Genomic DNA, 16,935 nt, shown 5'->3' on the forward strand with positions numbered 1-16,935 from the left:
CGGCCTTTTTAAATGGGTTGATGGATAAGCAAATGGTAATTGATGCCACCGGTGCCAAAGCCGTTGATCGCCGCCCGACGCCCGTCTTCACCCTGTGGCCAGTCGAGCGCGATTTGCGGGATTTCGGCCGGGATCGCCACCAGCGGCAGTTCGGCATTCAATGTCGCCACCGGCGTGGGCGGGATTTGACCGTGTTCGAAAGCGCTCAGCACTTTGCACAGACTGAGCGCGCCGGCGCCGGCGAAACAGTGGCCGAAGTTGTACTTCACCGAACCGATGTACAAAGGGGCGCGCGCGGCGCGGCGATACCCCTGATGCAATGACGCGACTTCTGCCCGATCGCCCAGTTCGGTGCCGGTGCCGTGCGCTTCGAGATACTGTATCTGGCGCGCTTCGACGGTGCTCAGGCTCTGGGTTTTTTCGATTGCCAACGCCTGGCCCTCGGGATCGGGCGCGGTCATGGAATAGCTGTCGCAAGATCCCGATATCGCTTCGATGGTGGCGATGGCCCGCGATGTCGCCTGGCCGGTCAGAATGAAGAAGCCGCCACCGTCGCCGGGAGTAAAACCGTCGGCTTGTCGGGCGAAAGGTCGCATACGCGAAGCGGAAAGCATCATTTGCGCGCTGCACAGCACCATATCGCGTTCGAGCGTTGCCGTTTCTATGCCGCCGACGAGCACCGCATCGTAGCGGCCGGCCTGTAACGCCCTGACCGCATTGTGCAAGGCGGCCAGCGAACTGGCGCAGGCCGCCTCGACCGCGTAGCAGTCCGCCTCGACGCCGAGCTGTTGCGCCAACAGCTGTGCGGTGCCGAGGCCGCAGGCGCCATGCCAGCTCCAGCGGTTGATCGCGGGTTGGGGCGGTGGCGAAAGGGGGACGCCGGCGGAAGGCAATGCCGGCCACAGCGCGCTCATGGCCTGCTGTCGATCGGCGCTCAAAGACAGGTTGCTGGCGACGATAATGGCGATGCGTTCAAAGCGTCGCAGGCTGTCGGGCCACGCCGCGCAGCCGTTGAGGGCGTGCAGTTGTGTGACGTCGAGGCGCTGCTTTTTGGCCGGCATCATAGGCCGCGTCAGCTCAAGCCGCACCGGATCGTGCGTTGGGAAGCACATGGCGTGAGCGGTGTAGGCGCTGAGCTTTTGCGGCGTGGGTCGCACGAAGGCGCCGGGGTGCAACTGCTCGGGGCTGTGATCGCGCAGGGCGTCCTCACCGTTGCGCAAGGCCTGCCAGAAACGCGCTTTATCCAGCCCCTGCGCGGTGATGGGCTGATAGTCGATGATGCTGATGCGTGGCGAAGCCGTCGGTTTTAATGAGGGGGGAGACGCCGCGTCAATCCGCCAGCGATAGCCGGTGAACGAGTGGCCGGCGCACGTCTGTTGCCGTTGCAACAGCATGTCGAGGAGATGGCAGAAAACCTGATTGGCGCCGGCAAAATAGCCGGCGCTCGGCGCGGCATCCTGTCGTTCGGCGATCAGGGTCGACAATTGCGCGATCGCTGGCCATCTCTGTTCCTGAGCGACGTCCAGCGGGCAAACGACCAGGCTGATCGCCCCCTCCAGCCAACAGGCCGAAGAGGAAACGCCCTGCGCCAACAGCATGTCCGCCTGGGGTTGATGGTGGAAGCATTGTACGGCGGTCAGTACCGCCATGCGGCTGTCGGCATGGCGAAAACAGTCTTGCGCCAACTGCAGCAAGCGCAGGCCGCCCAGATCGGCGCCGTCGAGGGTTTGGCATTTACCGCGCGTGCGGGCGAAATGGGCGATGCGCGCGGGAATACTGGAGGCCATTTCCCCTACGCGATCGTGGGATGAACTGCCGAATGCCTGGGCTAGCGGCTGTTTGTAATCGTCAATCCGGCGCATGACCGCCGCCGGTGAGAGCCCCTGAGCGTCAAGCCGTTCGGCCAGCCTGCGCAGCGCGCCGATTTTGGTGGCGTTGCGATAGGCCGCATCACTGCCCAAATGGGTGGCGCAAAATTGATCGCAGCGGTCGCGTAACGCGTCGGATAACGTCAGATGCTGCATGGCGGCGGAGGCGGCCTGCAGCGCCAGGCGGGTCTCGCGGCTGACCGCCAGTCGAAACAGCGGCGGGATGGCGAATTTTTTGAAATCAAACGCGGCGTCGTCGATCTGGCGACCGCGGATCGGCGCGGCCGCATCGCTCCACGGCATGGGCGGCGGGGCGTCGAACAGCGCCGACCAGGCGGCGCCGTTGGACAGATCGATACGATCGATGCCGGGCAGTGCGCAGCCGATGCCGACCAGCGCCAGCGGCGCGGCATGAATTTCCTGGTTCATCGCGCGTTCACCTCGGACAAACGTCCTCTGTCCACCTTGCCGTTCGCGTTGGTGGGCAGGCTGTCGGCGACCACCAGTTGGCTGGGGAGCATATAGGCGGGCAGCCTGGGCTGCAGGAACTGCTTGAGTTCCAGCAGGTTGGGGCGGAGCGCGCCGGGATGGAGGGTGATCACGGCGATCAGTTTTTGCTTCAGCTCGCCGAGCTCGACATACAGTGCGGCCTGGCTGACCGAGGGATGGTGATGAAGGATCGATTCAATCTCACCCAATTCCACCCGGTAGCCGTTGATTTTCACCATGTCGTCCAGCCGGCCGCGGTAGACCAGCCCATTCGCCGTCGTCTCCACCCAGTCGCCGGTCGCGTGGCATTGGCGCGGATGCCATTCCGCTTGCCGCGATGAGGCGACGTTGCTGTAGCCGGGGGTAACGCACGGCCCGCCGATCAGCAATTCTCCGCGTCGGCCCGGCGTACCGTCAATCGGCTGCAGGCGCCCCTGTTCATCGACCAACTGCGCCGTCAAGCCGGGCAACGGATGGCCGATGGGGATCTGCTCCAGCGTCGCCAACTGCGTTCGATCCAGCGCGTAGGCGGTGCAGACATTGGTTTCCGTCGGGCCATACCAGTTGCTGATGCGGCACCGGGCCGGCAGATGCGCAACCAGACGCCTCAGCGCGGCGGCCGGATAAGGCTCCCCGGCGAATGTGACCTGGCGCAGCGTTTTCACCGTCGACGGCGCCAGCAACGCGCTCTTTTCCAGCATGGCTAAAATCGAAGGCACGCTGTACCACAGGGTGACGCCGTGCGTTTGCAATCCGCGAACGAGAGCCTGGCAATCTTTCTGTTCATCTTCGCGCACGATCCAGGTCGCGGCGCCGGCGCAAACGCCGGCGAACAGATCGAAGGTGCTCAGATCAAAGGCGAAACTGGCATGGTTGGCCAGCACGTCTCGCGCCGTCAGTTGTGTATCGCTGACGGCCCAGCCGATGAAAAACCTCAGCATGTCATGGGTGATTTGCACCCCTTTCGGGGTGCCTGTGGAGCCTGAAGTATAGAGAATGGCAGCGAGGGGAGAGCCGAGCGCGGCGATCGCTTCCGGCCAGGCGCCATTGAGATCGGTGCGGCCATCGAGCGCGCTCAACCAGTCCTCATCGACGATCAGTGCGGGTGAGGCGGCGGCGATAATGCGTTCGATGCGCGCCGTCGGTTGGCTGAAATCGATAGGGACATAGTGGTTGCCGCTCAGCCAACACGCGTACATGGCGGCGACGGCGTCGGGCCCTTTCTGCAGGTTGAGCAGCACGGCCTGCTGCTTCAACCCAGCATGTCGCAGCGCCGCCGCCATCATGCAGGCGCGATCGGCCAGGCGACGATAGCTCCAGCGCCGATCGCCGCACAGCAGAGCGGTGCTTTCCGGCGCTTGGCGGGCGTGCCGGAACAGGGCTTCCAGTATCGGTGAAATGAAGGTTGCCATGATGTCAGGCCTCGGTGGCGCGCGCGCGCTCTTCCCGTCGGACATCGCCGTTGACCGGCACGCCGGTCTCCAGCGCCGCCGCCACCAAAATGGCGTAGGCTTCATCCAGATCTTCACGCGTGTGTTCACTGGTCACGCTGATGCGTAAGCGGGCGTCACCCACGCTGACGCCCGGGAAGACCACGGTCTGGCAGAATAGCCCACGCGCCCGGACGGCGCGGCCGAACAGCAGCGTTTTGGCGTCGTCGCCCACCACCACCGGAATGATGGCCGAGTCGGAATGCTCAAGGTCAAAACCGGCGTTAAGCAGCAGCGTGCGGAAGTAGTAGATGTTGTCCCACAGCTTGGCCAGTCGCTCGGGTTCACGCAGCATCACGTCGATGGAGGCGATCACGCCGGCGGCGACTGCGGCGGGGATGGTGGCGGCGAAAACATAGGAGTTGGAGTAGAAACGCAGATATTCGACCACTTCGCCATCGGCGCAAACGAAGCCGCCTAACCCCGACAGCGCCTTGCTCATGGTGCCCAGCTCGAGATCCACCTGGCCTTTCATATTGAAGTGTTCCGCCGTGCCCGAGCCGGTTTTGCCCAAGACGCCGGTCGCGTGCGCGTCGTCGACCAAGACGCGTGCGCCGTAGCGTTCGGCCAGCTTCATCAGGCGCGGCAGATCGACGATATCGCCGTGCATGCTGAAAACGCCATCGGTGACGATCAGCTTGCCGCCGGGGTGATCGGCGTATTTGGCCAGCGATTTCTCAAGGCTGGTCAAAGAGTGGTCATAAATTTTCCGCTGCGCGCCCGCCAATTTGCAGCCGTCCTGGATGCTCATGTGGTTGATGGCGTCGGTGAACACCAGGTCGTGTCGGCTGGTCAGAGCCGAGATGCATCCCAGGTTGGCCGAGTAGCCGGACGGATAGACGATGCAGTCTTCGCGCCCTTTGAGCTTGGCCAGTTTGCGCTCCAATTCCAGATGCAGCACGTTGCTGCCGGCGATGATGCGGCACCCGGTATTGGTGGCGCCGTATAGGCCAGCAGCGTCCTGGATGGCGTGGATCACTTCCGGATGGTTCGACAATCCCAGATAGCTGTTGGAGCCGAACATCAGAAATTCGCGGCTTTTGCCGGTGACCTCGTCGAACATGACCGCGCGGTTTTTGCACGGCGTTTCAAGCGGCATGCCGTACCAGTAAAGCTGACGCTGTTTTTTATCGCGATAAAAAGCGCCGAATTCACGCGTTTTATGGAACAAATCCGGGTGCTCAATGCCGACGAAGTCCCGCATGGTGCGCGGATCGCCGAGCTCATCGCGCGCGTCCGGCGACGCGGGCGCCTTGGTGGGCTGCGGCGCGGCGGACGCGGCGGTGTGCTGGCCAAAGCGGCTGAACCACGCTGCGCCCTGTTCCTGAACCAGTCGCGCCGCCAGGTTGTGCTCCAGTTCAGCCAACGTGCGGCACTCCGCCAGCGCTGCGCTATCGTCCAGGCCCAGCGTTTTGAGCAGCTCGTTGCGCGCCATCACCACCGCTACGGAGTCGATGCCCAGGTCGCCTTCGATGGCGGCGTCGGGGGACAGATCACGCACTTCATATCCGCTGTGGGTGGCGAACACCTGGCGCACGAGAGCGCTCAACCAGGCCTGAGGCGTCTCGGGGGCAGGTTGCGCGGCGGCGTTCGACGTCGGCAGCGTGAAACCGCGCTGCAAAATACCGTCGAGCGCATCCTGAATGGTTTTGATCTCCTGGATCTCCAGCGGCGTATTTAATTGAAACTGACGATTCAGCACCATGGCAATTTCCGCCAGCGCGATGGAGTCGACGCCCAAATCGTTTTCCAGATGGCTGGTCAGGGCCAGTGCCGACGGTTCATACTCGGTCAGCCGGGCGAAGGTGTGCAGCACCGACTGCCGGACGGCTTCATGCGCGTTTGCGGCGCTATCGACGGCGTGAACGCTCATGCGACACCCCCTGCGGCGACTTGCGCTTGCAACCGTTGCACCAGCGCGACCATCGCCTGTACCGAGGCGAAGTTCGCCGGATGGATCTCATGCATGCCGATGGCGACATGAGACTCCTGACGCAGAAAATCCACCAGATCGAAAATGGAGGCGGAATCGACGACGTTCAGTTCAAACAGCGGGGTTTGAGCGTTCAGGCCGTCGTGATCGCCATCCAGATACTGGGTGGCGATATGCTGGATCAATTTGCTTTCTAACATTGCGAGCTCCCGTTGCTAACTGGTTATTTTTCGCCGACGATCAGGGTGCGTGGGCCGGCTATTTTCATGATGCGCGCGTTGCTGAACCCCGCCAGACGGAACCTGTCCAGGTATTCCTGCGCGCTGCTCTCTATGCCACCGTCGGTGGAGACCAGCATGTTCAGCGACAGCAGGGCGGTAAATTCCGGCCCTGATTTGTCTTCGTTCAGCGGCGTTTCGGAAGCGATGAAGCGGCTGCCGGCCGGCATCGCCCGATAGATGTTGCGCAGGATGGTCAGTTGGGTTTCCGGGGCGTAGTCGTGCAGCATCCATCCCAGGTGGATCAGGTCATAGCCGCCGATCGGCAGATCGCCGCTGATGACATCGCCCTCCACGACGTCAATGCGTTTGCCATAGCCTTGCAGCGTCAGCTTGTCGCGCAAAAACGCCGAGGCTTGCGGCAGTTCGCAGATCGCCAGTGCGATCCCCGGATAAGCGTCGGCGATCGCCATCGGCAGGCTGCCGATCCCGCTGCCGATATCCAAAAACGCACGGTGTTGCGAGAAGTCGTAATCGCGAACAAAGCCGGCGATAAAGGGCGCGGCGAATTTACCGAGAAACTCCTGGAAGTCCGCCACGTCGTCCGGATTTTGGTACAGGATGTCGAACCAACTGCGGTCATCGCCGAATACCGTGCGGCGCTGGTGGGCATCGTTTCGCACCGCCGTTTTCAGCTCGCCCCACAGCGGATACAGGAAGGTATCGATGTGGCGGCCCAGCCATCCCAGCCACTGCGGTTCGTCGCTCAACAGAAAAGCCCGGTGGGCGGCGGGCAGATGATAAAGGCCGTCTCGTTGGTCGAGATACCCCATGGCCCGCAGCGCGATGAGCAACTGCTCGGTCGAACGCGCCGGGCAGTCAAGCCGCGCGGCAATGTGCGCCGCGTCGGCGTCCCGATCGCGCAGCTGATCGAATAGCTTCAGCGCCAGCGCGGCGGTCAGCGCCTTGGCCTGGAAAAAGCCCATCATCTGATTGACGGCATCTTGCTTGGTTAAAGGCATTGCTGGCTCCCTAGTCTAAAAAGGTGGAGAGTTCCTCGCACACCGTGGCAAAGGCGCCGACGAAACGGTCGATCTCGGCTTTGCTGATGATGAGCGGGGGTTGAATACGGATCACCGTCGAGCTGTTGGCGGTAATGAAGGTCAGGATCTTGTGGTCCTGGCACAGCTTGGTGACGAATTTCATGCAGAACATTTCGCCGAGCGCCTGTTCCATGCGATCCATCGCCGCCCGCAGATGGGCTTGCACCGGATCGGGCAAGAATTTCCAGGTGGTGTGCCAATCGCCCGGCAGCCGGGTGGCGAATTCGCGGGCGGAGGCGTTGACCGCGCCGGTGAACGCCTGGTCGAACTGGATCCCCAGCATCAGGCCGCGGCCGCGCACCTCGCTGACGAACGGATAGCGGGCGGCGATCTCGCTCAGTGCCTGCTTAAAGTAGGCGCCCATCCGTTCGGCATGGCCGACCAAATCCTGCGCCAGGATCTCGCGCAGCGCGCTGAGGGCGACAACTGAGGCGAGGTTGCCGCCGCCGTAGGTGGAGCTGTGCACCAGGAAGCGATCCGCCGTGCCATAGGCTTTCTGCCAAAGATCGGCTCGGCACAGCGTGGCGCCGATGGGGATCAGGCCGCCGGACAGGGATTTCGACAGCATCAGCACGTCCGGCTCGATACCGTCCCATTCGCAGGCGAAAAGTTTGCCGGTGCGCCCAAGCCCGGTTTGCACTTCGTCCACCATCAGCAGCACACCGGTCTCGCGGCAGAGCTGCTGCACCGCCTGCAGGTAACCGGCGGGCGGGATATGCACGCCGCCTTCGCCCTGGATCGGTTCGATCATCAGCGCGCCGACGTCTTCACGGTTCAGCGCTTCCCGCAGCGCGGCGAGATTGCCGAACGGCACTTCCACCATTGCGTCCAGCAGCGGTGTGAAATAGCGGCGGTGTTTGTCTCGTCCGGTGATGGACAACGCGCCCAGCGTTTTACCGTGGTAACTGTTGCGCAGATAGGCGATGCCCGGCTTGCCCGTCGAGGCCTTGGCGATCTTCATCGCGGCTTCGACGGCTTCGGTGCCGGAGTTGCTGAAGAACACCCGGCCCATATTGCCCGGCGCCAGACGACAGAGCACTTCGGCCAACTTGGCGGTCTGTTCGGGAATGGAAATGTATTGAATGAAGTTGGGACCTTGAGCGTCGAGGTAGTTTTTCAGCGCGTTGACCACTGGCTGCGGGTTGTGGCCCAGGTTTAGGCACCCGTAGCCCGCCACCATGTCCAGGAAAGCCTCGCCCGCATCGTCATACAACTGGGTGCCGGCGGCGCGGCGGAAAACGTTGTCGCAGCGCTGCAACTTAAGGAAGTCCACCATCATGGGGTTGATGTATTGATGATAGCGGTCGAGGGTGTCTTCCCTGGCGGGCGTTTGGGCGATGACCGCGTCGATAAACGCCAGGCGCGATGCGGGCAGCGCCGCATCAGCCGATTCCCCGGCATAGATGTCATGGTGGTAGTAGCGCTTGAGATTGGTCACGCTCTGCCGATCGATGCGCTCGCCGTACGAGGCCAGCGGATAGGCGAAGAACCCGTGGCGCTCGGCGATTTCACCGATCTCCAGCACTTTTTCCGGCGCCAGATAGCGGCCCAGCGAAAAGTTTTCCCGCCGGTTTTCCAGCGCCAGCACAATGGTTTCCGCCATGCAGCCGTTCAATTGTTGCTTGATGGTGACGTTGAGCGATTCTCCACCCAACTTGACCGCATCGGTGGCGGTGACGCAGCCGCCGTCGATGATCAGAATGTCATCCCGCGCCGGGCGCGTTTCCGAAGCGATATCGCGCGGCAGCGCCACGTCGATGAAGATCGAGCCGGGTTGCAGTCTGGCGGGGTCGATCACGCCGCCGGCGGAGGTCGCGGCGGCAAACAGTTTGCAGCGCGGGTAGAGATCTTCGGGATCGCTGGTCAGGGTGACGCGCGAGTGATACTCCTCGGGCAAATGGCTGAGCAGTTCGCTGCGATCATGGTTGCCGGCGCGGTGCAGCAAATGGAGAGAGAAACCGTGCGCCAGCAGCAGACGGCTTAGCGCCAGGCAGATCGATCCCGGATAGCCGACGATGGCGACGGGTTCCTCCTCCGGGCGGATTTCCAGCCAGGACTGGATCTGCATCAAGGCCTTGTAGCCGGCGTAGGTGGTCAGAGAGTTGCCGGAGGTGACCGGTACCGGCGACTTTTCCGCAGTGGCTTCGCCGCGTCGCCCAACGATAGAGGTAAAACCGCCGAGACCGACCAGTTCGGCGCCATCGCCGGCCAGCTCTTCGATGCCTTGGACCACCCTGGCGGCGATACCGCGTGCGTCGGCCAGCATTTCATCCGCCACCAGCGGCATGTATTTGATCACCCCTTCGCAAGTGGCGCCGGTCGCCGAGGTGATCCTGGCGAAGTTCATAAAGGGAACCAGGTTTTGTCGTTCCCACAGTTCACGCGTATAGCCGCTGTGCTGCTCGGTCGAGTTGCGTTGCAGCAGATCGAGCATTTTGACGTAACGTTTCAACCCCAGCGAGGTGGGATGAGCGATGAATCCGAATTTCATGAGGTGGCTTCCTGTGTAGGATCTTGGTCGAAGGCGGTGCTGGTCGATTCGGGCTGTTGGGCCGCCCAGGCTTTGCGCTCCTGCAGGGCGTCGTGGTCGCTCGGATCGCGCTGCCAGCCTTTGGCAGTGGCCAGCGAGATACCGTCGCCTTCATTGTTGTGCCCCAGCACCACGGAGAACAGATTGAGTCGGTGCGGCGTGGTCAGCGCCTGGCGAATGACGTCTTCGTCGAAATGCGTAAGCGTTTTGCTCTGGATATGGAAGTTATTGACCGTTTGTTCGACGTCCGGCTGTTCGACGTTCACCAACCGCATTTGCCGCGAGGTGCGATTGAACAGAATGCGTTCCTGATAGGTATTGATGACGGACAGCCCGCCGTTGCATAAATAGAAGACGGTGATGCTTTTATTCAGCAACTGCGGATGGGTGAGAATGTTGTCGATAAAAGCCGGCAGGATGTCCGGTACGATCCCTTTAGCACCGTCGCCGATAAACGCCATCACGTGGCTTGGGCTGGTGTAAGCCAGGTAGCCGGTGGCCAGCAGAGCGTCGCCCATCAGGGCGCGGCCATACCAGCCGGAAAAGCCGCGGCGCGTTTTAGCGACGTTGCGCGCGGCGGAGATGCCGCACCGGCCGACGTCATATACGCCGGTAAAATCGAACCCCTCCGTTTCGATCAGTTCTTCAATCACTCGGTTCAACTGGCAGAAGAAGTAGTTGGCCGACATGGGCAGACTGGGAAGCTGGCTGACCACGTCGGAAGGCGAATCGAGATAGGCGGCGATCAGCGCGCGGCGTCTTTCCCGCAATGCCGGATCGACGTCGAGATGCGCTTTCACCGTGCGCAGGAACGCCAGACAGTTCATATGCAGGTGCAGATCGGCATAGGGCGACAGATGGCGCTCATCGTGCGTGACCTGCACCAGGTGAACCTTGCGTTCCAGCCTGCCGTCGGAGAAGGGGGTGGTGATCTGAGCGACGCGGCTTTTGATCATAAACAGGCTCTGCTCGCTCATGGCGTTGAGCTTGTCGTTGGTGTGCAGGAAGTTGTAGACGCGCGGGCTGTAGCCGTAAATCGCCAGGGTGCCCAGGTAGTGGGGATTGCGCCGACCCTGATAATATTTCGGCGCCGAGCCTGGATGGGCCAACGAGTCCACCAGGGCGATGCCGGCGGCGTCGGCGATGTCATGGATCAGGGCGTATTCGTCGTCGCTGACCGGGCCCAGCTGCCACACCAGCCGTTCCGGCCCGCGGTTGATCAGCGCTATCGCCTGTGCCAGGCTTTCGCTCATCGGCAGCGGATCGTCCGCCGACAGAACCGGGATCGGCGAGGGATCGCAGACGGCGCCCTCCAGCGACAGGGTCGACTCAAGCACGTTTTGCGTCGCCAGAATCACCACCGGCCCCTGGCCTTGATGATAAAGGCGGAAGGCTTCCGTCAAACCGGTGCCGATCGTTTCGACGTCATCGATATAAACGAACGGGATGCGGCGGGCGACAAGCACTTCACGCATGTCTTCCGTCGGCGTCAGCGTTCCCTGGAAGCTGTACCATTGATTGTCGCGGTTTTCCGCCGCGACGATGATGCCCTGGGCGGCGGTTTCCTTGAGGTTGGCCAGCGTACCCTTGAATTCATCCATCATCCCGGAGGTCACTACGCCGAGGAACGGCATGCGATACAGCTGCCAGTTGGCCATGGCGCCGCAGGCGATGGCGTGTTCGTTAGGTCCGCGCAGGATCAGCGCGCCGCGCGCCTCCGCATGCCGATCCAGATAGCCGATCAGATTGGAGATGATCGACCCGGTGTAATAGGACACCAGCCAGCGTTCGGCGGCGGTACGCTCGAAAAATTGAATCAGCTGCTCACCCAACGTGTTGTGCAGCGCCAGCGCGCCGATCGGCTTGACCCGGCGGTTGGTGTAGTTCATCTCGAAGAAGTCCATCCACAGGCACAACAGCTCGGTTTGGAAGATCGCCGGATCTTCGCTGCGCACGATTTCGCGGTATTGCTGCGGCAGGTAGCGGAAGGGCGATCGCAGCTGGCGAATGAACGCAACGGTGGAGAAGGTGGTGTAAAACGCGGGAATGCCGCTGCGCTGCAAGGCGCTGTAAAAGGCGTCCAGATCGCGATCGATCTGTTCGATGCTGTCATCGACGCCGGCCGGCGTGGTCTGATCGTAGAACAGCATGCCCAAATGAAATTCGGGACGCTGTTCCAGCGCATGGGTATAGATGATCTTGCCGGTGGCCTCTGCTAGGCTGGCGCATTGGATGATGCGAACGTTGATAGCCTTGTTTTGGCCTTTGAGAAAGTGCAACGCCTTTTCGCGCGCGGCCAGATAAAGCGAGTCCGCCGCCAGATCCAACAGTTTCAGCGGCATCTCGGACTGGATATGCACGCGGTTGAAAACATAATCGCGGATATCGTTCAGTACGCTGAGTCCGGTTTGGAAAAACGCCGGGTTGCGCGTCACCACCACCACGCCGACCGTCAGGGTATCGGGATCTGCGTCGGTGCGGCAGGCCTGGCGCTCCGCTTGCCACACTTGCTCGTAGGCGGCGGAGTTGGTGAGTCTTGCTTGTCCTGTCAGGGTCGTCATGATGAGTTCCTTGTGCAGCCAAAATGGAGTGACGGCTTCAGCCAGGCGGGCAAATTCGGCACGACAAAGCCCGCGACGGTCTCTGCAGGCGGCGGTTGCCGCGCGCATCACCTTCGTTGAATTGTGCTGTTTTCAGGCGGATGGTTTACCTTCGCCGGATGTGGTGCTGACTAGCCATCGGCACGTTCTCCGCGTTGAATAATGACCGTCCCGCTGTCGCCGTCGAGAATCAAGGTGTCGCCGCTGTTGATCAACTGGGTGGCGTTCTTGAGATTGACCGCCGCGGGGATGCCGAATTCGCGTGCGACGATGCAGCTGTGGGACAGCGCAGAGCCGATATCGGTGACGATGCCCGCCGCCAGCGCGAAGAGCGGGGTCCAGCTGGCGTCGGTAAAGCGCGCCACCAGGATTTCGTTGGGCTGCAGCTCGCCGGCCTGCGCCAGCAGATCGGTGATGACGCGCGCTTTCGCCACCACTTTGCCGGGGCTGGCCGCCAGGCCGGACAGCATGCCGGCGGCGTTTTCCGCCGTGGGGGCTTTCATCCTGGGCTGATACCCCCCGACGATCGCCATCGGCGGCTCTTCCGCATGCAGGTTCAGCAGATGCTGGTGGCGATTGCGCTCGATCAGATCGGCGGCGAACGCCTCCTGTGCCGACTGTTCCCCCGCCATAAACGCGCGGAAGCGCTCGAAGTCCACATAGGGCAGATCGGCCTGTTTGACCAGGCCTTGTGCCTCCAGGCGCCGCAGCACTTCCAACATGATGCGGCGGTAGAACCAGGTTTCGGTGACGAAGGTTGGCCGGGTCGCTTCGCGGCGTTCGGCCATCACACCATACAGTTTGGTGATGAACTTCAGCTTCATCCGGCCAAACCAGGGCATCGCTTTAAGCAGCGTCGCGCTGTCTTCATGGCGCAGCCGCTCTGTTTCCCGCAGTTTCGTGTGCAGATCCACCGGATGTTGCAGATACATTTTCATCACTTGCAGCAGGTAGCTGGGATCGTCGTTCCAGCGCGGAAGACTCAATTCGAACTCCTGACGGCCACGGGCGCCGAACTCGAACAGGAAGGCGCTGAAATCGCTTTGCCAGAAGGCGCGCGATTCGGGATCGGTGGGCAGGACGGTGACCAGTTCCTGTGCGCTGTGTCGCTCGAACAGGGCCTTCAACGCCGGTTGACGATTGACCGTCTCCACCAGGCTGAGAATGCCCAGCGTGACTTCGATGGTGCGCAGGTTGTTCATCGACGCCTTGATGCGATTTTGCAATCCGTTGCCGCGGCCTTTGAGGTAACGTTCGCAGGTCAGCGCCAGCGCATCGTAGAGCGCGAACGACTGAAGGAAGAAGGGCATATAGGCGGCGCAGCTGTCGAGGAAGTAACCGTCGATGCGGCTGAGTTCCCGCTCCAGCTCCTGATGCGTCATGGTAGTCAGATCCAGCGCCAGAAAGCGGCGCGTCTCGCGCTGGCGCAGGGCGATCATGGCATCGACGGTCGCGCCGGCGCTGCGCAGGTTATGCTTCTGCTGTTTCAGCCAATGCCAGGCGCTCTTGAGATAAGCCCATCCCTGTACGCCGGGGCCATAGGGGTTTTTGTACCCGCTGAAATCGATATCGGTGGTGGCGTAGCGGGTCGTGAACTTCATTTCGTCGCGGGTGGGCGGGCATTGGCGGAGCATGTAGGCCGATCCGGAGATATTCAGATAGACGTAGCCTTGCAAATACCCCATATAAATCTGCCAATTGCCGATATCCGCCAGCCCCATGGTTTTGATCGCCGGGCCATGAATATGCTTTTGGTAGAACTGGCAAAACGACAGCCCCAGCGGCGTCATCAAGCCGGTGACGATCTCGCCGGTGTCCATTCGGGAGAAAAAGGCCCGTTCCTTGATCGTCGGATCGCTTTCCCACGGGTTGGCGTAAAGCATCTGAACCGGTTTGGCCTGCGAGGTGATCGGCCGCGCCTGCAGGAGCCACACGCGATCGTCTTTCACCGCCCATTCGATATCCAGTTCCGCGCCGTAAATCATCCGCGTTTGCCTGGCCAGCCTGGCAAGCTGTTGCAGCTGTTCCGGGGTTAGGCTGGGGGCGTCTCGCCTGGCTTCGGGCGTTTGCAGCAGCGTAACCTGTCCCTGAGGATCGCGTTGGCAATAGTGCGGTTTGTGACGAATTTGCCGCTCGCGGATCTCGCCGCTCGCCTTATCCAAAATGAAGCTGTCGGTGGTGACCTGTCCGGAGACCACGCCTTCCCCCAGCCCCCAGCAGCTGTCGATGACGATGTGGTTGGCATCGCCTGTCAGCGGATCTTGGGTAAACATGACGCCGGCGGCGTCTGCATCCACCATGATTTGCAAGACGACGGCGATATCGCTCTGCGCCGCCGATGTCCGGCTATACTGGGCGGCGCGTTCCGCCCAGAGCGACGCCCAGCAGGATTGCACCTTGCGCACCACCTCGTCATCCCCGCGCACGTGCAGGTAAGTGTCGTATTGCCCGGCGAAAGAGTGGGTCAGGCCGTCTTCTTCCAGCGCTGAAGAGCGCACGGCGAGCGAGGCGCCGTCGCCCAACTGTTTGCAGGCGTGACGGATCGCCAGATCGAGCGGGGCGGGGATGGCGGCGCTCAAAATCATATCGCGCACGTTGCCCGGCGCACCCGTGTCGAGCAGCGCTCCCGGCACGGCGAACTCGATAAACTGCCGGTAAGCCTGCGCGGTGATGCAAAACGCCGGCGGTACCGGCAAGCCCGCCTGAATCAAATGATTCAACGAATGGGCTTTGCCGCCCAGGCGATGGGGTTCCAGCGTTTTATCGCCGGAAAGTTCAACCACCAGGGTAGGATTCATGACATCACCTCCGCAGGCGTAACGGGCATTGCGAGGCGTTCTCTCACCGCTTTGGCGGCGTTCAGCCCGGCTAACACCGCGCTTTCGATATTACCGATGCCCACGCTGTCCTGATTGGCGAAGTGAATATTCTCAAACGGCCTGCTGGCCTGGTGAAACACGCCCTGAGCCTGTTGTCCGGCGACCGAGGTCACCAGACCCGCGGGCCAGAACCAGATTTGAATGTCTTCAATGATGTCGGCGTCAATGCCCATGTTGCCCAGCACTTTGGCGATTTCGACATAGGTCTGTTGCTGCAGCGCCTGGAACTCGTTCTGCGCGGTGCGACCTTGCCGCTCTGGGCGAGTGGTCGGTTTGAGCAGGGTTAATACCCCGGCTTCCGCGCTGAGGTGATTGTCCATCCAATTGGCGATCAGGCAGGTGCCGGCTTTGCTCCAATAGTAAGGTGTGCGGGTGTTTTCCGGCTCGATCAGATAGCCGCCGAACGAGTGTTCGAGGATCGGTTTTTTCAACAGCACGTTCGCCAGGTAGTAATCTTCATGACGGATCTGACGGATCGCCGCCAATTGCTCTTTGGGCAGCGTGGGCAACCAGGTGGGCAAATGCGTTTTGGGGGCAGCCCAGATCACTTGTTTGGCTCTGATTTCGCTGGCCGCGCCATTGACGCTGAACCGGATCACCGTTTCGTCGCCGCCGGGTGTGATGCTTTGAAGCTGTACGCGGCTTTGCAGCCTGACGTTGTTTTGCTCCTCAAGATAGTCGAGCAGCCCGGCGCTGATGCTGCCGTTACCGCCCGGCAGCGTGACCAGATTGCCGCGTAAATACCCCACCAGGAAGTGCAATCCGACATAGGCGGAGACTTCGCGAATATCGAGACATTCCACGCGCAGCGTGGTGCTGACGGCATTCTCTACCAGCTTGCCGAATTTTCTCGGCGGCCGCAGATCCGCCGGGATCTGATCCAGTTTGTGCGGTTCGAACAGATAAGTGTACAGCGGGATAGTGTCGAGCAGTGCCATATTCGCTTTGCTCCAGGCGCTCTGCGGCGTCCAGGGCAGGCTGGGGTACCGCTCGCCGCGCGGCGAGAAGGTATCGAGGAAGGCGTACAGATCGGCAAAGATCGGATCGCCCAGCTGTTTTGCCGCGATAACATAAGGTTTACCGATCAAGGCATGCAGGAATAGTTGTCCCGTCAGGCGCCAGACGGCGGGTTTCAGCAGGTAGACCGGCTGTTTGAAAAAACCAACGACGACTTCACCCAGGCATCGGAGCAGCAAGAAGGTGTCGAAAAACACCAGCGTGTCCTTTTCATTGGACTTGTAGGCGCCGCTCAGACCGATTTTCTTCAGCAGTTGCAACATGAACGAACCCGGCAATGGCTCCTGGAAGCAGACGCCGGCGATGGGAAACTTCAGACGATTCACCGCGCGGTAGCGCGCGTTGCCGCCAAAGGAAGCGCTTTTTTCCAGCACCAGAACCCGGCGTTCGGTCAGTTCGCTGGCCGCGGCCAAACCGGAGACGCCGCCGCCGATGATCACCACGTCATACTCGCCGTCCAGCGTGGGGGTTACCGAGCCGCCTGACGCCGGCGTGGAAAAGTCGCGCGTGGGGAACGTGCGCGGCTTGGGTTTGCGGTGGTGTTGTTGCCGCAGCATGTACAGCGCCGCCATCGCGAAAATCGCATCGAGCAATATGACCTGCGGCTGGGCGCGGTGCAGGATCGTGACAAATCCCGCCATCATCAGCAGCTGGCAGTAGATGATCAATGTCGTCCAACGCGGGTTGAACATCAAGACCGCACCGGAGACAAACAGCGCCACGCCGATCAGCGCGTTAACCGCTGTACCCTGCGCCGCCAGCCAAGCCGTCACCCCGGCGTACCAGGTGCCCTGGTTCGCCACGGCCG

Annotated in this window: 9 protein-coding genes; all 9 read right to left on the minus strand. The window is 61.7% G+C overall.

Annotation, left to right across the window (positions count from 1 at the left end; translation table 11 throughout):
- Positions 1-8: 8 nt before the first annotated feature.
- On the minus strand, positions 9-2,297 hold the full coding sequence (locus GKN89_RS19705) for a polyketide synthase (RefSeq protein ID WP_154747602.1): 2,289 nt from the start codon (positions 2,295-2,297) through the stop codon (positions 9-11).
- Positions 2,294-3,769, minus strand: a complete 1,476-nt coding sequence (locus GKN89_RS19710; RefSeq protein ID WP_025160053.1) for a D-alanine--poly(phosphoribitol) ligase — start codon at positions 3,767-3,769, stop codon at positions 2,294-2,296. Before GKN89_RS19710 ends, GKN89_RS19705 begins: the two co-directional genes overlap by 4 nt.
- A gap of 4 nt (positions 3,770-3,773) precedes the next feature.
- Positions 3,774-5,720 carry an aminotransferase class I/II-fold pyridoxal phosphate-dependent enzyme gene (locus tag GKN89_RS19715; RefSeq protein WP_063918861.1) on the minus strand — a complete coding sequence of 649 codons (1,947 nt, stop codon included), beginning with the start codon at positions 5,718-5,720 and terminating at the stop codon, positions 3,774-3,776.
- A complete protein-coding gene (locus GKN89_RS19720) occupies positions 5,717-5,980 on the minus strand; it encodes an acyl carrier protein (protein WP_004940224.1) in 264 nt (87 codons plus the stop codon). Before GKN89_RS19720 ends, GKN89_RS19715 begins: the two co-directional genes overlap by 4 nt.
- Positions 5,981-6,003: 23 nt before the next feature.
- Entirely contained in the window at positions 6,004-7,020 is a 1,017-nt protein-coding gene (locus tag GKN89_RS19725) for a methyltransferase (RefSeq protein ID WP_154747603.1), read from the minus strand.
- 10 nt (positions 7,021-7,030) lie between these two features.
- Entirely contained in the window at positions 7,031-9,592 is a 2,562-nt protein-coding gene (locus GKN89_RS19730) for an aminotransferase class III-fold pyridoxal phosphate-dependent enzyme (protein ID WP_154747604.1), read from the minus strand.
- Positions 9,589-12,192 carry a hypothetical protein gene (locus tag GKN89_RS19735; RefSeq protein ID WP_019454141.1) on the minus strand — a complete coding sequence of 868 codons (2,604 nt, stop codon included), beginning with the start codon at positions 12,190-12,192 and terminating at the stop codon, positions 9,589-9,591. Before GKN89_RS19735 ends, GKN89_RS19730 begins: the two co-directional genes overlap by 4 nt.
- Positions 12,193-12,362: 170 nt before the next feature.
- The gene (locus GKN89_RS19740; RefSeq protein ID WP_019454140.1) at positions 12,363-15,029 is read right to left on the minus strand and encodes a PEP/pyruvate-binding domain-containing protein; all 2,667 of its coding nucleotides are present in this window, start codon (positions 15,027-15,029) and stop codon (positions 12,363-12,365) included.
- Positions 15,026-16,935: FAD-dependent oxidoreductase (locus GKN89_RS19745; RefSeq protein ID WP_154747605.1), on the minus strand; the 1,910-nt coding region annotated here is incomplete at its 5' end. The genes GKN89_RS19740 and GKN89_RS19745, both read right to left, overlap by 4 nt.

Origin of the sequence: Serratia sp. YC16, assembly GCF_009707615.1 — a bacterium.
Classification (GTDB): Bacteria; Pseudomonadota; Gammaproteobacteria; order Enterobacterales; family Enterobacteriaceae; genus Serratia; species Serratia surfactantfaciens.